The organism is Sulfuriferula thiophila (assembly GCF_003864975.1).
Taxonomy (GTDB): Bacteria; Pseudomonadota; Gammaproteobacteria; order Burkholderiales; family Sulfuriferulaceae; genus Sulfuriferula; species Sulfuriferula thiophila.
The window spans coordinates 217,829-237,183 of the sequence record NZ_BHGL01000003.1 but is presented as its reverse complement, the minus strand read 5'-3'; the positions used below and the strand labels follow the sequence as shown (position 1 = coordinate 237,183).

General features: G+C 50.6%; 20 protein-coding genes. 16 read left to right on the top strand and 4 right to left on the bottom strand.

Annotated elements, in window-relative coordinates; genetic code table 11:
* The first annotated feature begins 64 nt into the window (after nt 1-64).
* From EJE49_RS02285 to ccoS, 16 genes are all read left to right on the top strand, one after another.
* Complete coding sequence (locus tag EJE49_RS02285) at nt 65-1,216, top strand: D-alanyl-D-alanine carboxypeptidase family protein (protein ID WP_124948779.1); 1,152 nt, start codon at nt 65-67, stop codon at nt 1,214-1,216.
* A gap of 101 nt (nt 1,217-1,317) precedes the next feature.
* A complete protein-coding gene (ridA, locus tag EJE49_RS02280; protein ID WP_124948778.1) occupies nt 1,318-1,698 on the top strand; it encodes a deaminase RidA in 381 nt (126 codons plus the stop codon).
* Nucleotides 1,699-1,705: 7 nt separating this feature from the next.
* Nucleotides 1,706-3,748 carry an ATP-dependent DNA helicase RecG gene (gene recG / locus EJE49_RS02275; protein WP_124948777.1) on the top strand — a complete coding sequence of 681 codons (2,043 nt, stop codon included), beginning with the start codon at nt 1,706-1,708 and terminating at the stop codon, nt 3,746-3,748.
* Between the two features lie 75 nt (nt 3,749-3,823).
* Complete coding sequence (locus tag EJE49_RS02270; RefSeq protein WP_124948776.1) at nt 3,824-4,630, top strand: phosphate/phosphite/phosphonate ABC transporter substrate-binding protein; 807 nt, start codon at nt 3,824-3,826, stop codon at nt 4,628-4,630.
* A gap of 26 nt (nt 4,631-4,656) precedes the next feature.
* Nucleotides 4,657-5,184, top strand: coding sequence for a chorismate--pyruvate lyase family protein (locus EJE49_RS02265; protein WP_124948812.1), 528 nt, complete (start codon nt 4,657-4,659; stop codon nt 5,182-5,184).
* Entirely contained in the window at nt 5,181-6,038 is an 858-nt protein-coding gene (ubiA, locus tag EJE49_RS02260; RefSeq protein ID WP_124948775.1) for a 4-hydroxybenzoate octaprenyltransferase, read from the top strand. The genes EJE49_RS02265 and ubiA overlap by 4 nt, the downstream gene beginning before the upstream one ends.
* 14 nt (nt 6,039-6,052) lie before the next feature.
* Complete coding sequence (locus EJE49_RS02255) at nt 6,053-6,514, top strand: RrF2 family transcriptional regulator (RefSeq protein WP_124948774.1); 462 nt, start codon at nt 6,053-6,055, stop codon at nt 6,512-6,514.
* On the top strand, nt 6,515-7,117 hold the full coding sequence (locus EJE49_RS02250; protein ID WP_124948773.1) for an SCO family protein: 603 nt from the start codon (nt 6,515-6,517) through the stop codon (nt 7,115-7,117).
* Between the two features lie 153 nt (nt 7,118-7,270).
* Nucleotides 7,271-8,734, top strand: coding sequence for a cytochrome-c oxidase, cbb3-type subunit I (gene ccoN, locus EJE49_RS02245; protein WP_124948772.1), 1,464 nt, complete (start codon nt 7,271-7,273; stop codon nt 8,732-8,734).
* Between the two features lie 17 nt (nt 8,735-8,751).
* Entirely contained in the window at nt 8,752-9,495 is a 744-nt protein-coding gene (ccoO, locus tag EJE49_RS02240) for a cytochrome-c oxidase, cbb3-type subunit II (RefSeq protein ID WP_124948771.1), read from the top strand.
* Nucleotides 9,496-9,510: 15 nt separating this feature from the next.
* Nucleotides 9,511-9,699: a cbb3-type cytochrome oxidase subunit 3 gene (locus EJE49_RS02235; RefSeq protein ID WP_124948770.1), complete on the top strand. Its 189-nt coding sequence runs from the start codon at nt 9,511-9,513 to the stop codon at nt 9,697-9,699.
* Nucleotides 9,696-10,616: a cytochrome-c oxidase, cbb3-type subunit III gene (gene ccoP / locus EJE49_RS02230; protein WP_124948769.1), complete on the top strand. Its 921-nt coding sequence runs from the start codon at nt 9,696-9,698 to the stop codon at nt 10,614-10,616. Before EJE49_RS02235 ends, ccoP begins: the two co-directional genes overlap by 4 nt.
* A gap of 83 nt (nt 10,617-10,699) precedes the next feature.
* Nucleotides 10,700-12,136, top strand: coding sequence for a cytochrome c oxidase accessory protein CcoG (gene ccoG, locus EJE49_RS02225; RefSeq protein ID WP_124948768.1), 1,437 nt, complete (start codon nt 10,700-10,702; stop codon nt 12,134-12,136).
* The gene (locus tag EJE49_RS02220) at nt 12,133-12,927 is read left to right on the top strand and encodes a FixH family protein (RefSeq protein ID WP_124948767.1); all 795 of its coding nucleotides are present in this window, start codon (nt 12,133-12,135) and stop codon (nt 12,925-12,927) included. The genes ccoG and EJE49_RS02220 overlap by 4 nt, the downstream gene beginning before the upstream one ends.
* Nucleotides 12,928-12,941: 14 nt before the next feature.
* A complete protein-coding gene (locus EJE49_RS02215; RefSeq protein ID WP_124948766.1) occupies nt 12,942-15,359 on the top strand; it encodes a heavy metal translocating P-type ATPase in 2,418 nt (805 codons plus the stop codon).
* Nucleotides 15,360-15,569 (top strand): cbb3-type cytochrome oxidase assembly protein CcoS, encoded by a 210-nt coding sequence (gene ccoS / locus EJE49_RS02210; RefSeq protein ID WP_124948765.1) that lies wholly within the window; start codon nt 15,360-15,362, stop codon nt 15,567-15,569.
* A gap of 218 nt (nt 15,570-15,787) precedes the next feature.
* Here the strand turns inward: ccoS and rpoH are convergent, their stop codons facing one another.
* From rpoH to ftsY, 4 genes are all read right to left on the bottom strand, one after another.
* The gene (gene rpoH / locus EJE49_RS02205) at nt 15,788-16,639 is read right to left on the bottom strand and encodes an RNA polymerase sigma factor RpoH (protein ID WP_124948764.1); all 852 of its coding nucleotides are present in this window, start codon (nt 16,637-16,639) and stop codon (nt 15,788-15,790) included.
* Nucleotides 16,640-16,712: 73 nt separating this feature from the next.
* Nucleotides 16,713-17,624 carry a permease-like cell division protein FtsX gene (gene ftsX / locus EJE49_RS02200; RefSeq protein WP_124948763.1) on the bottom strand — a complete coding sequence of 304 codons (912 nt, stop codon included), beginning with the start codon at nt 17,622-17,624 and terminating at the stop codon, nt 16,713-16,715.
* Complete coding sequence (gene ftsE / locus EJE49_RS02195; protein WP_124948762.1) at nt 17,621-18,274, bottom strand: cell division ATP-binding protein FtsE; 654 nt, start codon at nt 18,272-18,274, stop codon at nt 17,621-17,623. The genes ftsX and ftsE overlap by 4 nt, the downstream gene beginning before the upstream one ends.
* Nucleotides 18,271-19,302, bottom strand: coding sequence for a signal recognition particle-docking protein FtsY (gene ftsY, locus EJE49_RS02190; protein WP_223246698.1), 1,032 nt, complete (start codon nt 19,300-19,302; stop codon nt 18,271-18,273). Before ftsY ends, ftsE begins: the two co-directional genes overlap by 4 nt.
* Nucleotides 19,303-19,355 lie beyond the last annotated feature (53 nt).

The window sequence follows — 19,355 nt, the reverse complement described above, 5'->3', positions numbered from 1 at the left end:
GCTGGCCTGCCTTTATGCCATCTGGGTTCGCGTAGTTGGCTCATCCCTGACGTAGGAGTTGTTCATGCAGTTATCGTTATTATCACGCGTTGCCGGTGCATTATTGCTTGGATTGGTGCTGGAAGGCAGTGCCGCCGCCGTTCCGCTGGCGGTCATCCCTGACGCACCTGATGTGGATGCACGCAATTACGTGCTGGTGGATCCTGCATCAGGACAAGTGCTGGCTGCGCGCGAGGCCGAGCAGAAAGTGCCGCCAGCCAGCCTCACCAAGCTCATGACAGCGTATCTGACTATGCAAGCGTTGGCGCAGGGCAGGCTAAAGCTCGATCAGGTTGTGCCTGTCAGTGTTGCGGCATGGAAGGCGGGTGGTTCAACCATGTTCCTGCAGCCTGGACTGCCGGCAACAGTAGAGCAAATGCTGCAGGGGATGGTGGTAGTGTCGGGCAACGATGCAGCGGTGGCATTGGCAGAAGCCATTGCCGGCAACACGGAGAGTTTTGTGCAGATGATGAACATGACTGCCGCTCAGCTGGGCATGACCCAGACTCATTTTGATAATGTAAATGGACTGCCTACCCCCACTCACCTGCTGAGCGCCCATGATATTGCAATCCTCACCGAAAACATTATTCGGCAGTATCCCCAGTACCTGCATTATTTTGGGGAGAAGTCATTCACTTATAATAAAGTGACGCAGGCGAACTGGAACCCGCTGGTATTCACTGATGCGACGGTGACCGGGATGAAAACAGGGCATACCGAAGAGGCTGGGTATTGCCTGGATGCTACGGCCACGCGCGAAGGTCGCCATCTGCTTGCGGTGGTGCTTGGTTCAAGCACACGCACAGGCAGTGCCAAGGCCGCAGAAGCGTTGCTGAATTATGGTTACAGTTTCTTTGAAACCCGGCGCGCTTATGTGGCTGGACAGGTGATCAGTACGGTGCGCAATAATCAGGCAAGCCCGGCTCGGATTACCATAGGCAGTTTATCGGATGTATGGGTAACGGTGCCGCGTGGGCGCTATTCGCAAATGCAAGTTAGCGTGAGCCTGCTTCCGCAAATGTCCTTGCCGCTGAAACGTGGCCAGCAACTGGGTACGCTTGTCATGCGGGCGGACGGTAAAGAGTTTGCTCGAGTGCCACTGGTGTCATTGCAGGTTGTGGAAAAAGCCGGGTGGTTCGGCCATATATGGAACGTTATCCTTGCCAAGTTCTGAAGCAATGTGGTCGGTTGCTACGCAATGAGTGGCCAGGGTTGATGCGGTGGTGATGGCAGTGTGAGACAATTTGTTTTTTGTTATTTAAAAAAGGTTAGCTCATGGCCAAGCAAATTATCAGCACTGTCGATGCGCCGGCAGCAATCGGCACGTATTCGCAAGCAGTCAAAGTCGGTGATACCGTTTACCTGTCCGGGCAGATCGGACTGAATCCGGCCACTATGCAACTGGCGGATGGCATCGTCGCGCAGATACATCAGGTCTTCCAGAATTTACAGGCGGTGGCGGCTGCTTCAGGCGGCAGTCTGTCCGATGTGGTCAAGCTCAATGTGTTTTTGACTGATTTAAGTCACTTTGCCAAGGTCAATGAAATCATGGCCGAGTATTTCGTAGCGCCTTATCCCGCGCGTGCTGCGGTCGGGGTGGCGGCATTGCCGCGTGGTGCCGAAGTCGAGGCGGATGGAGTGCTGGTGCTAGGTTAATTACCGTATGGCAGTAACCGCAAAAGCTGCGCAGCTGGATATGGCCGCGCCATTGCCCACTGCTTTTATCAAGCTGGGTCTGGCGACTTACGCCGATCTGTTGCTGCATCTGCCATTGCGTTATGAAGATGAAACCCGGATTACGCCGATTGCCAATGTGCTGCATGGGCAGTTAACGCAAGTACAGGGTGTAGTGACGCACTGCGAGGTGCAATACAAACCGCGAAAACAACTGGTCGCCCGCATCGCCGATGCGGATGGCGAGCTGAGTTTGCGGTTTTTGCATTTCTACGGCAGCCAGACCAAGCAGTTTACGCTGGGGAATGTGATTCGTGCTGTAGGCGAGGCACGTGGCGGTTTCTTCGGGCTGGAGATGGTGCATGCGCGATGCCGGGTGGTGAGTGCAGATGCGGGCTTGCCGGAAAGTTTGACGCCGGTTTATCCCGCGGCTGCAGGCGTGTCGCAAACCCTGTTGCGCAAGCAGATAGCGCTGGTGTTGGCGCAGGCGGATTTGTCAGATACTTTGCCGGAACTGGTGCGCGAGCAATACCGGCTGATGGATTTTGCTAACAGCGTGTTGGCCTTGCATCACCCTGCTCCCGATGTGTCGTTAACAGCACTGGCTACTCGTGACCATCCGGCCTGGCAGCGCATTAAATTTGATGAATTGTTGGCGCAGCAATTGTCCTTGCGCCTCGCGCGACAGACGCGACGGGCATTGGGCGCACCTGCGATAGGTAGCGGATCGGATTTGGCAGAGCGGCTGTTGGCGGCTTTGCCGTTTGCGTTAACCTCGGCGCAGCAGCGTGTCTGGCAGGAAATTCGCAGTGATATGGGGCAGCCGTATCCTATGCAGCGCTTGTTGCAGGGTGATGTGGGTAGCGGCAAGACGGTGGTGGCCGCGCTGGCAGCAGCGCAGGCGATCGGCGGTGGTTATCAGGCAGCTTTCATGGCGCCGACGGAGATATTGGCCGAACAGCATTATTATAAGTTGCGCTCATGGTTTGAGCCGTTGGGTGTTGAGGTAGTGTGGTTGACCGGGAGCTTGCCGAAAAAAGCCAAGCAAGCCGCGATGGATAAGCTGCTTAGCGGTGAGGCGAGGCTGGCGGCAGGCACTCATGCCTTGTTTCAGGAGCAGGTGGCATTTGCCCGGTTGGGTCTGGCGGTGGTCGACGAGCAGCATCGTTTTGGCGTTGCTCAAAGGCTGGCATTGCGCCAGAAAGGCGTGCAGCCACATCAGTTGATGATGAGCGCGACGCCGATACCGCGAACCTTGTCGATGAGTTACTACGCGGATCTGGATGTGTCGGTGATCGATGAATTGCCACCGGGGCGGACTCCGATAGTGACCAAGCTGGTAACGGATAATCGGCGGGATGAGCTGGTAGGGCTGGTCAGGGATAAATGTCAGACGGGTGCGCAGGTATATTGGGTGTGCCCGCTGATAGAGGAGTCGGAAAAGCTGCAGTTGCAAACCGCGGAGGATACTTTTGCCGCACTGTCGTTAGCGCTGCCCGATGTGAAGGTAGGGTTGGTGCATGGGCGTATGAGAAGTGCCGATAAGGCGGCGGTGATGACCAAATTCGCTGCAGGTGACATCGATCTGCTGGTGGCGACGACGGTGATCGAAGTCGGGGTGGATGTGCCTAACGCTTCATTGATGGTAATTGAACACGCCGAACGTATGGGGCTGGCGCAACTGCATCAGTTACGTGGGCGGGTGGGGCGCGGCGCAGCAAAGAGCGCGTGTGTGTTGCTGTACCAACAGCCTTTGTCAGCGTTAGCTCGGGCGCGATTGAAAATCATCTTTGAAAGTGCGGATGGGTTTTATATTGCCAGTGAAGATTTGAATTTGCGTGGTCCGGGAGAGTTTCTCGGGGCGCGGCAATCCGGTGCACCCATGTTGCGCTTTGCAGATCTGGCCGAAGACACCGATTTGCTGGCTAAGGCGCAGCAGGCGGCGGAGCTTATGCTCAAGCAATATCCGGCAGCAGTGGAGTCGCATTTGGCGCGCTGGTTGGCTGGGCGGCAGGAATTTGTCAAGGCGTAGTGTTGCGTACCGGTTACAGCTGAGTGATGCATGTTAGAATTTAACCGGTTTTATAAAAAATAAGGGACGACAGCAATGAAGAAATTATGGGTGATGGGTTTATGGCTGTGTGCGATGACGGCAAATGCTTCAGATACTTTGTTTATCGGCTTTCAGGATTACAATCGCAGCCCGATACAGTCGGCGCAAGATTCGCGCGGCTTTACAGCGTATTTGACACGGGTATTGGGTGTGCCGGTCAAGGTTGAAACGATACGCGAGCATGACAAGCTGATTGCCGAGGCGAAGCAAAAGCGCTTTGGTTTAATGTTTGCACCGGCTTCCATGATCATGGAAGCGAATGTAGTGGCAGGCTATGAGCCGGTAGTTCGGGTGCCGGGGCAGTTGGCGGCTGCATTTGCTGCGCCAGCGGCATCGGGAATTGCCTTTCCGGAAGATATGAAAGGCAAGCGTATAGGATTTACCGATAAGAATTCGATGATTACGCTGCTGGCTTTGGCAAAGCTGCGTGATATGAAAATAAACCCGGCGAAATATTTCAAAAGCGTAACGTATTACAACGATATTGATGGTGTTTACACGGCATTTAAGTACCATCTGATAGATATCGGGGTCGCGAACTCGATTGTTTACTCTTCATGGAACACTGCAGGCGGGATGGATTTGAACCTGATTATGCAAAGCCAGGGGGCGCCGCATCTGACATTTGCCGTGCGCGGGGATTACCCTGCTGAGTTTAAAAAGAAAATAACGGATGCGCTATTAAATGCCTATAAAGATCCTGCAGCCATGCAGAGCTTCCGTGGCGCAGGTTTTCCTAACTTTGAGCCGGTTGATATCGCGCAATATAAAGCGATGATGGCTTATATTGCTGTCAAATAACCAGCTGCAGGGATTGAGTGGATGTGATGCGGTTTTCGGGTTGGCATGATGCTTTGGTGGGTGTGTCGGGGGAAATGCGGGCGTGGCTGATTGATCGGCATTCGCTTACGCAACGCATCACTCGGCGCTGTGCCGATTTTGCCGTGCAGGAAATTCATCAGCGCGATGCCCGGCCATCATTAGATGAAGCGGATATGGCGGGAGTCGGTGTTCAACAGCGCGCGCTGTTGCGTGATGTGTTCTTGTGCTGCGGCACTACACCGGTAGTGTTTGCGCACAGTGTGTTGCCTTACTCCAGTTTGACTGATCGCTGGGCGAACCTGGGGCGGCTTGGGAATCGCCCGCTGGGCGCGGCGTTATTTGCCGATCCGATGGTAAAACGCGAGTGTCTGCAATTTCGAAAAATAGACAGGCGTCACCCGCTATATCATCAGGCGGTGGCTGTTGTGGCGGAACCGCCAGCGTATTTGTGGGCGCGGCGTTCTTTATTTACATTGTCGACACGGCGTATTCTTGTAACCGAAGTTTTTTTGCCTGATATTGTGACATTATGACCTTGATAGAGCGATTGGATCAGTATGAGAAGTTAATGCGGCTGGATAAACCGATTGGTATCTTGTTATTGTTATGGCCTACGTTATGGGGCTTGTGGTTTGCTTCTGCAGGGCACCCGCCGTGGCCGATAGTCTTGATATTTGCGCTGGGGACTGTGCTGATGCGTTCAGCAGGGTGTGTGGTGAATGACTATGCGGATCGTGAATTCGATCCGCATGTGGCGCGCACTAAAGATCGTCCTTTAGCCAGCGGGTTGGTAACAGGTAGAGAGGCGCTGCTATTAGCTGCTGGTCTGGCGGTGCTGGCTTTCTTGTTGATACTTCCGCTCAATTCGCTGGTGTTGATGTTGTCTGTCCCGGCATTGCTGCTTGCGGCAAGTTATCCTTACACCAAGCGTTTTTTTGCAATTCCGCAGGCTTATTTAGGGATTGCGTTCGGTTTTGGTATTCCGATGGCCTACGCCGCGATTCAGGGTTCGGTGCCTGTGCAGGCATGGATGTTGCTGCTGGCAAATGTGTTTTGGTCGATTGCATATGATACTGAATATGCTATGGTTGATCGGGCAGATGATTTAAAAATAGGCATTAAAACATCGGCGATTACCTTTGGTCGCTACGATGTGATAGCGATTATGTTGTGTTATGGCATGGCGCTGGGATTATTGTTTTGGATAGGTTGGCAGGATAAACGTGGCTTGGTATATTTTGCCGGGTTGGTCGTGGCGGCGGGGATAGCTGTTTACCATTACCGTTTGATACGTAATCGTGACCCCGTGCAATGTTTTCGTGCGTTTTTGCACAACCATTGGCTTGGAGCGGCTGTGTTCGCCGGGTTGGTGTTGGATTATATATAGCATAAGGTGAAGTTGTGATTCTTTCTCGAACAAGTCAATACGCCGTTCAGGCGATGATTTATATGGCAACTCAGCCCGCAGGCGCGCCTGTGCTGAATAAGGATATTGCGGCCCGTCTGAATGTGCCTGCGCCTTATCTGGCAAAAATTTTGCAAAGCTTGAGTAAGGGCGGGTTGCTGTATTCATTTCGAGGTCGTCTGGGCGGGTTTTGCCTGCGAGAAGAAGCTGCGCAAGTCTCGTTGATGCAACTGCTGCAGTTGACCGAAGGGGCTGATTTTACCCAAAGTTGTTTGTTGGGGCTTAAGCGCTGCAGTGATGAAACGGCTTGCCCGGTGCATGCGCGTTGGCTGCCAATCAAAGAAAAAGTGATAGAGATGCTGAATCAGATGTCGCTGGCAGACTTGGCTGCAGCAGTGCAGAGTGGTCGCTATCGTTTGGCAGATATGCCAATAGCGGCATTGCCCACGGCGCCATAAATGCGTTCCGCAAGGTTGCTGGTCGCATGCGTCTGGCTGGGGCTTTTATTGGCCGGGTGTGAACAAAAATCACCAACCTTGCCGCCGTTGCAGCATGTCATAGCTGAGGACATCACCGGTGCGGATTATGCAAAAGATTTCGATTTGCTGGATCATAATGGCCGCAGGCGTCATTTAGCCGACTTTAAGGGCAAGGTGGTGGCGATATTTTTTGGCTACACGCACTGTCCTGATGTGTGTCCCACAACGCTGTATGATTTTTCGGTAGCATTAAAAATGCTGGGCGCTGATGCAGATAAAGTACAGGTGTTGTTCGTAACGGTAGATCCGGAACGCGATACACCTGCTGTATTAGCCAAGTACGTGCCGGCATTTAATAAGCGGTTTCTCGGTCTGTATACAGATGCAGCCAATACCGAGCAGGTCGCAAAGCAATTCCATATTTATTACCATAAGCAAGTTATGGATACTGCGGGGCAATACGCAGTAGACCATAGTGCCTTCACCTACGTGTACGATACCTCAGGCCGTTTGCGTTTGAAAATGCCATTTGCAGAAAGTTCAACAGATATTGCAAATGATCTCAGGAAATTATTGAGATAACATTGTCTTTAATAAACCAAGGCTTACCTGATAAACGGTAAAAGTAATATAAGAATAATCGAGTATTGGGCTTGCGTGCGGCATATTGCCGCGGGTAAAATGCCCGATTAAGCATATTCCCTTTTTATAGACTTAGCGGCGTAGGAGACTCCCATGGCGGCTACAGCAGTTGGCAGTACCGAGCAGTACAATTTTGAGATAGTCAAAAAATTCTCAATCATGGCAGTAGTATGGGGCCTGATTGGGATGTCAGTGGGTGTGTATATTGCATCCGAACTGGCTTGGCCATTTTTGAATTTTGATATCCCTTACATTACATTCGGTCGCTTGCGTCCGGTGCATACCAGTGCGGTAATTTTTGGTTTTGGCGGTAGCGCGTTGTTTGCTACCTCTTATTACGTAGTGCAGCGTACCTGTCAGTCTCGGCTGATCAGTGACGGCATGGCCAGCTTTACTTTCTGGGGTTGGCAGGCAGCAATTGCGCTTGGCGGGATCAGCTATATGCTGGGTTATAGCCAGAGCCGCGAATATGCGGAAATGGAATGGCCTATCGATATTCTGATCGAAGTGGTCTGGGTTACTTATCTTGCCTTGTTCGTTGGCACTATTATGCGTCGTAAACAGCCGCATATCTACGTGGCTAACTGGTTCTTCCTGGCGTTCATACTGGCGACAGCGCTTCTGCACACGTTTAATAACCTGGCTGTGCCTATCAGTCTGTTCTCGATGAAATCGTACAGCCTGTTCGCAGGTACGCAAGATGCGATGACACAGTGGTGGTATGGCCACAACGCAGTTGGTTTCTTCTTGACTGCCGCCTTCCTGGGTATGATGTATTACTTCGTGCCTAAGCAAGCGGGTCGTCCAATTTTCTCGTATCGTTTGTCTATCGTTCACTTCTGGGCGCTGTCATTCCTGTACATGTGGGTTGGTGCTCATCACTTGCACTGGACTGCTCTGCCAGATTGGACTTCAACATTGGCAGCAACGTTCTCTATCATGCTGTTGTTGCCATCATGGGGCGGTATGATCAACGGTATTATGACTCTGTCTGGTGCCTGGGATAAATTGCGTACAGATCCAATTATGCGCTTCCTGATCGTGGCATTGTCTTTCTATGGTATGTCCACGTTTGAAGGTCCTTTGATGGCTCTGAAAGATGTGAATGCCTTGTCTCACTATACTGACTGGACCGTGGGCCACGTGCACTCCGGAGCTTTGGGTTGGGTAGCTATGGTGAGCTTCGGTTCGCTGTATCACATGATTCCTAAATTATGGAATACCAAAATGTGGAGTCAGAAACTGATAGAAATTCACTTCTGGTTTGCAACCATTGGTGTGTTGTTATACATCACCGCAATGTGGATTTCAGGTATTACTCAGGGATTGATGTGGCGTGCATTTGATCAGTTCGGTAACTTGCAGTATTCGTTTGTTGAATCTGTCGCGGCTATGCATCCTTTCTACGCAATGCGTGCGATAGGCGGTATGTTCTTCGTGACCGGTATGACGATGATGTTCATCAACGTAATGATGACGATTCGTCAAGGCAAGCGTGAAGCGGCAAAACTACATGCCGCATCACATGGCAAAATGACCGGCATGGCTAGTGCATAACCGAAGGGATAATATAAATGTTTAACTTTAAGCATGAATGGATTGAAACCAACGTCGGGCTGTTGCTAGTGTTGACGATGTTGGCGATCAGCGTGGGTGGTCTGGTAGAAATAGCACCATTATTCTTTATTAAAGACACGGTAGAGAAAGTGGATGGTGTACGCCCGTATACTCCTTTGGAGCAGCGTGGTCGTGACATATTCCAGCGTGAAGGTTGCTATTTGTGCCACTCGCAAATGATTCGTCCTTTCCGTGACGAGGCGTTGCGTTACGGCCACTATTCTTTGGCGGCAGAATCACAGTATGACCATCCGTTCCAGTGGGGTTCCAAGCGTACCGGACCAGATTTGGCTCGCGTAGGTAAAAAGTACTCAAATGAATGGCATGTCGCGCACTTGCTGAATCCAAAATCAATGGTGCCGCAATCCGTGATGCCTAACTACCCATGGTTGCTGTCTACTGAGCTGGATATTTCAGACATATCTGATCGTATGAAAGCATTGCGTGCCGTTGGTGTACCTTATTCGCTGAATCAAGATGAATATGAGGCCAATGTTAAGAAATTTGGTGCTGATACTGCCAAGATGCTAAGTATTGCAGACGCTCGTAAGAACTTGATTGCGCAAGCGCAAGAAGGCAACTATGACGGCGATCGCAGCAGTATTTCAGAAATGGATGCTCTGGTAGCGTATCTGCAAGTATTGGGAACGATGGTTGATTTCCGCAAATACGACGATGATGCATTCGTCAAATATCGTTAATCTAGGCTACTCATTATGGAATGGCTAAATTGGTTCGCGTCGTTTGAGAATACGAAACCTGTAGCACTGGTAATATTATTTGTTACTTTTGTGTTGATAGTGCTCTATGTGTTTGGTAACAAGAAGCGTAGCGAACGGCTGGAGAGCTATAAAAATATGCCGTTCCTTGATGATGAATCTGAAACCAAGGAAGATAAAAAATGAGTCAGGATAATAAGCAATCACAAGGACCGCAGACCACAGGTCATGCTTGGGACGGGGATTTACAGGAATTCAACAACCCTATACCAAACTGGTGGTTAGTAGCGTTTTACATAAGTGTTGCATCAGCTGTGATTTATTGGTTCTTATATCCAGCATGGCCAGTTGGCGGTAGTTATACCAAAGGTTTTGATACCATTACCTACGTGAATGACAAAGGCGTAACTAAAACAACGCATTGGAATACGCGTGCATTGCTAATGGCAGAAACCAACGTGGCGGTTGCAGCACAAAAACCGTATTACACCAAGGTTGCAAGCACACCTTTTGAACAAATCACCAAAGACCCAGAGCTGAACAGTTTTGTGGTCTCGGCTGGTAAACAGATATTTTCTGATAACTGTGCACCTTGCCATCAGCAAGGTGGTGCTGGTAAATTGGGCTTTGCGCCTAACCTGACAGATGATGACTGGTTGTATGGTGGGCATTTTGCAAATATTCAGCAAACTATCACAGGTGGTCGCCATGGTTACATGCCGCCATTTGCGGAAGCTTTGAATGAAACCCAAATTTCGCAGCTGGCTGATTATGTCCTGAGTTTGTCTAAAGTGGCAGTTAATCCAGCAAGCGCGCAAGCGGGTGACGTACTGTTCCATTCAGAAACTGCAGCATGTTTCTACTGTCATGGTGCAAATGCTAAAGGACGCCAGGAAATTGGTTCTGCTAACTTGACCGACAAGATCTGGTTGTGGGCTAACGTACCGGGAGCTGAAACGGTAGCGGCTAAAGAAGATGCTGTTAAGGCTGTAATTCGTAATGGCCTAAATAAGGGTGTTATGCCAGCCTGGCAAGATCGTCTCTCCGCTGATCAAATTAAGTTACTGGCTGTTTACGTGCACGAACTGGGTGGTGGTAAGTAAGCGTAGTGCAAGCAATTAAGTTATATAATCGCTGAACGTCAAAGCCCCCGCTATGTGCGGGGGTTTTGCATTGTGGAGAAAAAATGAGTACAGGAATCGAACAGCCTATCCAGTTTTACGAAAAGCGCATGCCTATCGTAACCCGGTCCGTCAAGGGGCGTTTCCGGAACCTGAAATCTGCCATACTGGTGTTAGCGTACGCAGTCTATTTTGCGTTGCCTTGGTTGCCCTGGTCGAGGCATGATGCGATGTCTCAGGCGGTTATGTTTGATATGGATGGACGCCGATTCTTTATTTTTGATCTGGTCGTTTATCCGCAAAATGTGTTTTGGTTAGCCTTGTTGTTATTTATTTCCGCAATCATATTGTTCTTTGCAACATCTCTAATTGGGCGCGCTTTCTGCGGCTATTTCTGTTTTCAGACTTTGTGGACTGATTTGTTTATCTGGGTAGAAAGACTAATCCAAGGCGAGCGTCCTGCGCGGCTACGTTTGCTTAAACAGCCGTGGAATATGGAAAAAATTGCAAAGATTGGGCTCACGCATTTCATTTGGCTATTAATCGCATTCTGGACCGGAATGACGTTTGTATTGTATTTCGGTTATGCTCCGGACATCCTGCACCGTTTCTTTATAGGGCATGCTGCATACGCCGCATATGTAGGCGTCATTGGTTTGACGTTAAGTACGTACGCGGCAGCAGGGTTCATGCGGGAACAAATCTGTGCTTATGTATGTCCATATGGGCGATTTCAGAGCGTAATGTATGATCCGGAAACATTGGCGGTTGCTTATGATGCACGCCGAGGAGAAGGTGAGAATGGCCGCATTTCACCTAAAGGTGAATTGAAAAATCGTGATGTCCGTCAGGCACAAGGTCATGGAGATTGTATTGATTGCGGATTCTGCGTACAGGTGTGCCCTGCAGGTATTGATATTCGTGATGGTCTGCAATACCGTTGTATTTCATGTGGTCTGTGTATTGACGCATGTAATAACATAATGGATTCCATGGACTACCCCAGGGGGCTGATACGTTACGATTCTGAGGCGAATTTAGCTGCTCCAGTAGTCAAGCCGCCTTATATTGATTGGAAAAGGTGGAAGCTCGCTGGTTATTTGATTGCAATTCTGGGTATGTCTGCGGGTTTGATTTATAGCATAGAAGAACGTACCGATTTCGAGCACAGTGTTCAGCAGATCAGACAGCCTCTGTTTGTTATTTTATCTAGTGGTGAGATTCGTAACCGTTATCAAATTCGGCTTACCAATAAATCAGACCGGGATGTTGTCTATAGCATCAGTGCAAAACACCTGCCTCCAGGCGCATTGGATTTGGGGTCAATGCAGAATGTCACCGTTCATAGCGGCAAGAGTGTCATCGTTCAGGCAAGTGTTAAGTTACAGCCAGAACAGACTGAAAAATATAAACATTTTGAATTTGTCATTCAGTCTCTCACAGATCGGGATGATCATGCAGAGGAAGCGGCAAATTTCTACAGTGAGAAGGCGGAAAAATGAATTTGGTGCAAACGTTGTTCGGCGGTACGGTTCTAGTTATTCTTATCCATTGGTTACTTGGGCGGTTTGGTATTGCAAACTACTGGCGTGGTGTTGTATCTGCTGCTGTCGTCAGTATAGCAATCCTGAGCTATAGCCTTATTAATGGTTTAAGCCTTGATATAGTGTCAGTGCATTTAGCTGTATTTTTAACAACAGCTACAGCCATGACCTTACTGGGTCGTCCCGAGCAGCAATCAGGTAAGGGATTGCACTGGGTACCAAAAATATTTATCGGGTTTTTTGCAATCCTGTTTGTAGTTGATGGAGCATTTGTTTCCATTTCAACCAAAGGCGTGTCGACTTATATCGCCAGTCTGTTTTTACCACGGGCAAAAATCCATCCTGTATATACCGGATTTTCTGGTGTTACCGAACATAATGAACAAGCCGCAAAAGCCGAGAACCAGCACCTGAAACAGCTATCCAGTTTACGTGAGCTAGGATGGGGTATCGAGGTTGTTGGCGTTAAACAGTTAGTTGCCGGCAATAAACTGACTAATGCCGTAGACGTAAGGATAAACGACAAGAATAATATGCCGATTGAGAATGCCATAGTGACGGTGCAGTTCTTCCGTGCAGGTAATGTTGAAGCTCAGGCACAAACACGATTAGAGGATGTGGGTAAGGGTAGTTACTCTGGTCAATTCAGTATCCCCGACGCGGGTAGTTGGATCATGCGCACAATCATTGATGCAGAGGGTAAGCGCATTCAGGTTGAGCGTGATGTTGTTGTCAAGACAGCAGCCTGAACAATACATCTAGCATGAGTAATATTTCTGAACAGTGTTATCACTGTGGGCAACCAGTGCCTACAGGATTTCAGTACCGTGTATGCATAGACAGTGTAGACCATGAAATGTGCTGCCGCGGATGTCAGGCGGTAGCGCAAGCTATTATTGATAATGGCCTGGTTGAGTACTATCGCAACCGTACTGCTATGCCTGGAAGCGGTCAGGAAGTGCTGCCAGATGAGATTAAGAAACTGGCGCTGTATGATCATCCTGAGATACAGCGCAGCTTTGTGATTGATGCCGGAGAGCATTGCAAGGAAGCCGTGCTAATACTTGAGGGCATCACTTGCGCCGCATGTGTATGGCTTAACGAACGTCATCTAAAGCAGTTGGATGGCGTCATTTCAGTAGAAGTCAACTACGCCAGTCACCGTGCGCGTGTATCCTGGGACGAGCGCAAAATAGGCTTGTCTCGCATACTCCAGGAAATCCAACTGCTCGGCTATAATGCCCACCCCTATAACGCCCGGCAGGCAGACCAGCTGCGTAAAACCCAGCGCAAAAAGGATTTACAACGCATCGCGATTGCAGGTATCGCAGCGTCACAAGTAATGATGCTGGCTGTAGGCTTGTACGCGGGTGCATGGTATGGCATTGAAGCCAATACCGTGTATTTGTTACGCTGGTTCAGTTTGATACTGACCGTACCGGTAGTGATATTCGCTGCCTGGCCGTTTTACCGGTCAGCGTGGAGTGGATTGAAATCAGGGCATCTGAATATGGATGTGCCTGTCGCACTGGCAATAATCACCGCGTTTTTGGGTAGTGTCTGGGTCACTGTCATGGGCGGTGCTCATGTCTACTTTGATACCATCGGCATGTTTACATTGTTTTTGCTGGCAACACGTCTGCTTGAAACGGGCGCGCGAGAAAAGTCGGTAGAAGCGGCAGAAAATCTGCTTAAGCTGCAACCCGCCATGGCGATGCGAATTAAAAATGGCCAGCAGGAATATGTCCCCGTACTGGATTTGTTGGTAGGTGATCATGTTTTAACCAAACCGGGTGAGACGATTGCTGCGGATGCTGTCGTAATAGAGGGCGTCACCAGTGTTGATGAATCGCTGCTGACAGGAGAATCCCGGGCTGTCGCGAAACAGATAGGGGATGCGGTCATAGCTGGAAGCGTAAATCTGGAAGGTCCGTTGACATTGTCGGTTACCGGAGTTGGTGAGAATACCGTTTTGGCAGGCATTGTGCGACTGGTTGACAAAGCGCAAGCTGAAAAACCGAAAATCGCACAGCTGGCAGACCGGGTAGCGGCCTGGTTTACGCTGGGTTTGCTGGTGTTTGCCTTGATTGTTGGACTGGCCTGGCTGTGGGTGGACAGCAGCCGAGCATTCGAGATTGTGTTGGCCGTGCTGGTCGTGACATGCCCCTGCGCACTGTCTTTGGCAGTGCCGGCAGCATTAGCAGCAGCTGGGTCGCATTTGATCAAGCGCGGCATACTGGTGATGCGCGGCCATGCACTGGAGACGTTATCTCAGGTGGATCATGTCGTATTTGATAAAACAGGCACGCTCACCATTGGTAAGCCCGAAATAGTAAGCGCTATCCCATTGGGGCAATCTGATGTGGCGGAATGCAGCAGGATTGCGGCAAGTCTGGAACAGGCTTCTGAACATCCTTTGGCGCATGCATTTTTGCGAAAAGTAGACACGGTTACCCTGCCTAAGGTATCGGATCCCAGAAATTTCCCTGGTCAAGGAGTTACAGGTGAAATTGGCGGGGTTGTGTATACATTGGGTAACAGGGGATTTGCTGAGGCTAGCCAGTCACACAGTGATGTTGGCATGCAGGCAGAATTTCCGGGCGCAACGCTGATCTGGCTATGCGATGCACAGAACGTACTGGCCGTCTTCGCCCTGGCTGACCCACTGCGCAATGACGCCGCTGTGGCTGTAAATGCATTGCTCTCACGGGGTATTGGTGTGAGTATCCTGTCCGGGGACAGTGAAGCGGCTGTTGGCTATGTGGCAGCGCAGCTTGGGGTCGAAAATTATAACAGCCAACAGAAACCCCAGGATAAGCTGGCTGTGCTGCAGGCAATGCAAGCACAAGGGCGTGTTGTTGCCATGGTCGGCGATGGTGTCAATGACGCGCCGGTATTGGCCGGTGCCCAGGTGTCCTTCGCTATGGGTACAGGTACGGATGTTGCTAGCCAGAGCAGTGATATTGTGCTGTTATCCAGTAAGTTGAATGATGTGGCAGTTGCGCTGGATACCGGAAAAGCTGCTTTGAAAGTCATGCGGCAGAATTTGTTCTGGGCAGCATTCTATAATTTTACGGCATTGCCTTTTGCAGCGTTGGGCCATATTTCACCTTGGGTGGCAGCGCTAGGTATGTCGATCAGTTCGTTAATCGTAGTATTGAATGCATTAAGGTTGCGTTAAATGACGACTTCCACTCTGGTATTTTTGCTGGGTCTGACTGCGATTTTTATCGCATTTATTGTGCTTGGTATTCTATGGGCAATAAAAAATGGGCAGTTTGAGGATATGGAAGGCCCTGCGCAGCGAATACTGATGGATGACGATGACCCTATGTTGCCATCAAATCAGCTTGGTCCGGACAAGCCAGAAGACAAGTCTAAATTGCAGTAATGGACCGAAATGGTTTACAATTGTTCAAGTTAAATGAATCTCAGAGGAGTGCGGTATGTCTCAAGGTATTTTTAGTAAAGGTAATTTGCCAATGACTGTTGTGGTGGCTTTAATTGTAACAGCTTGGTTGAGTTTTTTTTCGGTAGTGCTGTTTGGTTAAGCGGTACCGTAACAATAAAAAACCCCGCGTCAGCGGGGTTTTTTATTGTAGCTGATATTCAGGCAGCCAAGGCAAGTTTCATTTTCTGCATGGCTTTTTGCTCGATCTGCCGTACCCGTTCAGCTGAAATGTCATATTCAGCAGCAAGGTCATGCAGTGTCGCCGGATTGTCTTCTCGTAACCAGCGCGCTTCGACGATATGCCGGCTGCGTGCATCCAGTGAGTCGAGGGCATGAACCAGCCCTGAACTTGATAGTTGTTCATTCTGTTCGCGCGCCAGTATCTGGGAAGGCTCAGCTTCCGGATCAGTTAAATAAGCCAGTGGGCCGTAAGCCTCTTCACCATCTTCACCCAATGGCTCTAAATTCACATCCTGACCATTAAAGCGGGTTTCCATTTCCAGCACTTCTTCACGCTTGACGCCAAGGGTCTCGGCCATGGCATCCGCTTCGCTGGTGGTCAGGCTATTGGAGCCGGTTTTGAGGCTGCGCAAGTTAAAAAACAATTTGCGCTGTCCTTTAGTCGTGGCGATTTTGACCATGCGCCAGTTGCGCAAAATGTATTCATGCATTTCGGCTTTGATCCAGTGCATGGCGAAGGACACCAGGCGCACACCGCGATCCGGATCAAAGCGCTTAACAGCTTTCATCAGGCCGATATTGCCTTCCTGGATCAGGTCAGCCTGCGGCAAGCCGTAGCCTATGTATTTGCGGGCGATGCTGACGACAACACGCAGATGTGAGAGCACCAGCCGTCCTGCTGCGTCGACGTCATTATGGTCGCGCAATTGAGTGGCCAGCGTGGTTTCTTCCTCCAGCGTAAGCATGGGGTAGCTGTTTACAGTATGTATGTAATTTTCCAGACTGGTCGCATTGTTGCTTAATGCGGGTAAACGCATAGTCGATGTCATGTAGTAATTACCTCCTTTGCAGATGATTTTAGCACTCTATCTAAGAGAGTGCTAATATTCAAAAGTTCCATCTTCAATGTTTTTTCTCAATCTGCGCTAAAGTACGGCCGACTGCCATATAGGCACCCAGCCAACCCAGCGATCCGGCAATAGCAAGCAGGATGGCCCCGTGCGTTAAATCCAGGCTGTAGAGCGTGATGTGGCTGGCATAGAGCTGCCCTAGCGTGCTGACTTGTGGCGCAAGCATGGCAATGCCCAGGCTGACCACCCCCCAGGCAATCATGCCGCCGATGAGCCCCTGAATCGCACCGAAGTACAAGAAAGGACGTCGAATAAAACGATCGGTTGCGCCAATTAAGCGGCTGACTTCGATTTCGGCATGGCGGGTAATGATTTGCAACCGTATGGTGTTGCCGGAAATGGCCAGCAGCGCGATGCCCAGAATGATGGCGAGCAGACTGACCATCTCGCGCCCCAGTGCTAATAATGCATCCAGCCGCTGCGCCCATTGATGGTCTGCTTGTACAAGCGCGACTTGCGGGAGCTTGCGAAGCTGAGTGGCCAAACGTTTAATGGCGTCGACATCGGTTGCTGCCGGATTGATAATCCAGGCATCAGGTAACGGATTTTTGGGTAATCCGGCGGCCAGTTCAGTCATGCCCATTTGTTTCGATATCGTTTGCAAAGCGCTTTGCCTGGACACAAAACGAGTTTCAGTCAGGCCGGGCATGACTTTGAACTGCTGCCGCAATGCCGCTATATCGTCTGCGCTGGCGTCATCGCGCATAAACACGGTAATTTCAGTTTGCGCTGGCATGCTCCCGGCAATCTGGGTGGCATTGTCGAGTAGTACATACAAGCCGGTGGGCAGGCTTAATGCGACACCGATCGCGAACAGGGTAAACAAGCTGGCAACAGGGGTACTTACCATCTGGGATAGCGTAGTCGCAATCGCACGGCGATGATGCATGAGCCAGGTCATCATGATTGCACGCTCCCGTGGTCGAGGCGGATGATGCGGCTGTCACCGCTGAGTACGGCGGCATGATCGTGGGTAGAAATAACGACGGTGGTCCCCGCTTGATGAAAGGCTTTGAACATGATCATGATTTCGCTGGCGTATTCACTGTCAAGATTGCCGGTAGGTTCATCGGCAAGCAGCAGGGCCGGACGCGACACCACGGCGCGGGCTATGCAGACGCGCTGCTGCTCGCCACCGGAGAGGGCAATGGGGTTGGCTTTTTCGCGATTGAGCAGGCCGACTTTATCAAGCGCAGCGCGGGCACGGGCTGCGGCGTCATGGCGCGAAAATCCAGCTATCTGTAGCGGTAGCAGGACGTTTTGCATAACATTGCGATCAAATAGTAATTTATGGTCTTGAAAAATCAGCCCGATGTTGCGGCGCAGATATGGTATTCCGGCACGGCGCATTTTGCCGACATTCTGCTGATTCACCAGCACCGAGCCTGCGGTGGGGCGTTCGATGGCGGCAATGAGTTTGATTAGCGTACTTTTACCGGCACCGGAATGGCCGGTGAGGAACACCATTTCCCCGGCGGCAATTTCCAGACTGACATCCTTTAGCGCTTCGTAGCCACCCGGGTAACGTTTGGTGACGCGGTCGAAACGTATCATGCTGCATTATCCTCAAACAGGGCGTCAACGAAATCGCTGGCAACGAAGGGGCGTAAGTCATCCAGGCTCTCACCGACACCGATAAAGCGGATGGGGCGTGGACGTGTTTTGGCAATAGCAGCGATTACGCCACCTTTGGCGGTGCCATCCAGTTTGGTCAGCACCAGGCCAGTAACGTCTAGTGCGTCATCAAACGTTTTAACCTGGCTGACAGCGTTTTGTCCAGTGTTGGCATCAAGCACTAACAACACTTCATGCGGAGCTTGCGGATCAGTTTTCTGAATGACACGCTTCACTTTGCGTATCTCTTCCATCAGATGTAACTGAGTAGGCAGGCGTCCGGCGGTATCGGCCAGCACTATGTCAATATTGCGTGCGCGGGCAGCGGCGATAGCATCAAAAATGACCGCAGCGGAATCGCCGCCTTCCTGTGCGATCACGGTCACGCCGTTGCGTTCACCCCATACCGTCAGCTGCTCACGGGCTGCTGCACGGAAAGTGTCACCGGCGGCGAGCAGCACGGATTTGCCTTGTGCCTGATAATATTTGGCCAGTTTGCCGATGGTGGTGGTTTTGCCGGCGCCATTTACGCCTGCCAGCATAATGACAAAGGGTTTGTGGGTGCTTACGTCCAGTGGCAACTCCAGCGGGGTGAGCAGCGCTACCAGCGCATCACGCAGAGCAGATTGCAACTCATGCGCATCGGTGAGCTTGTCTTTTTTGACACGGCTACGTAGCTGGTCGAGCAGCGCTTGTGTGGCTTCTACACCGACGTCGGCAGTGAGCAGGATGGTCTCCAGCTCTTCGAACAGCACTTCATCGATTTTGCCGCCAATGCGGAATAAGCCGGTCAGTTGTTTGCCGAGTTGTTCACGCGTGCGACTTAAGCCTTGCTTTAAGCGCTGCGCCCAGGATAGCTTGGGTGCTTCGGCTTCAGTTACACTGGGGACTGCTGGCGTGGTTTCAGGTATCGGCTCGGCTTCACGCGGCGCGGGTTTGTCGCTGGATTTTTTGAAGAAACTAAACACGATAAGGATAGTCTTTCAATAGTTAAACAAATAAGATGGCGAGGCTGGCATAC

Bases quoted from the DNA above. Each gene is read 5' to 3' on its own strand.
- EJE49_RS02285 (WP_124948779.1), top strand. From the start codon at position 65: ATGCAGTTATCGTTATTATCACGCGTTGCCGGTGCATTATTGCTTGGA.
- ridA (WP_124948778.1), top strand. From the start codon at position 1,318: ATGGCCAAGCAAATTATCAGCACTGTCGATGCGCCGGCAGCAATCGGC.
- recG (WP_124948777.1), top strand. From the start codon at position 1,706: ATGGCAGTAACCGCAAAAGCTGCGCAGCTGGATATGGCCGCGCCATTG.
- EJE49_RS02270 (WP_124948776.1), top strand. From the start codon at position 3,824: ATGAAGAAATTATGGGTGATGGGTTTATGGCTGTGTGCGATGACGGCA.
- EJE49_RS02265 (WP_124948812.1), top strand. From the start codon at position 4,657: ATGCGGTTTTCGGGTTGGCATGATGCTTTGGTGGGTGTGTCGGGGGAA.
- ubiA (WP_124948775.1), top strand. From the start codon at position 5,181: ATGACCTTGATAGAGCGATTGGATCAGTATGAGAAGTTAATGCGGCTG.
- EJE49_RS02250 (WP_124948773.1), top strand. From the start codon at position 6,515: ATGCGTTCCGCAAGGTTGCTGGTCGCATGCGTCTGGCTGGGGCTTTTA.
- ccoN (WP_124948772.1), top strand. From the start codon at position 7,271: ATGGCGGCTACAGCAGTTGGCAGTACCGAGCAGTACAATTTTGAGATA.
- ccoO (WP_124948771.1), top strand. From the start codon at position 8,752: ATGTTTAACTTTAAGCATGAATGGATTGAAACCAACGTCGGGCTGTTG.
- EJE49_RS02235 (WP_124948770.1), top strand. From the start codon at position 9,511: ATGGAATGGCTAAATTGGTTCGCGTCGTTTGAGAATACGAAACCTGTA.
- ccoP (WP_124948769.1), top strand. From the start codon at position 9,696: ATGAGTCAGGATAATAAGCAATCACAAGGACCGCAGACCACAGGTCAT.
- ccoG (WP_124948768.1), top strand. From the start codon at position 10,700: ATGAGTACAGGAATCGAACAGCCTATCCAGTTTTACGAAAAGCGCATG.
- EJE49_RS02220 (WP_124948767.1), top strand. From the start codon at position 12,133: ATGAATTTGGTGCAAACGTTGTTCGGCGGTACGGTTCTAGTTATTCTT.
- EJE49_RS02215 (WP_124948766.1), top strand. From the start codon at position 12,942: ATGAGTAATATTTCTGAACAGTGTTATCACTGTGGGCAACCAGTGCCT.
- ccoS (WP_124948765.1), top strand. From the start codon at position 15,360: ATGACGACTTCCACTCTGGTATTTTTGCTGGGTCTGACTGCGATTTTT.
- rpoH (WP_124948764.1), bottom strand. From the start codon at position 16,639: ATGACATCGACTATGCGTTTACCCGCATTAAGCAACAATGCGACCAGT.
- ftsX (WP_124948763.1), bottom strand. From the start codon at position 17,624: ATGATGACCTGGCTCATGCATCATCGCCGTGCGATTGCGACTACGCTA.
- ftsE (WP_124948762.1), bottom strand. From the start codon at position 18,274: ATGATACGTTTCGACCGCGTCACCAAACGTTACCCGGGTGGCTACGAA.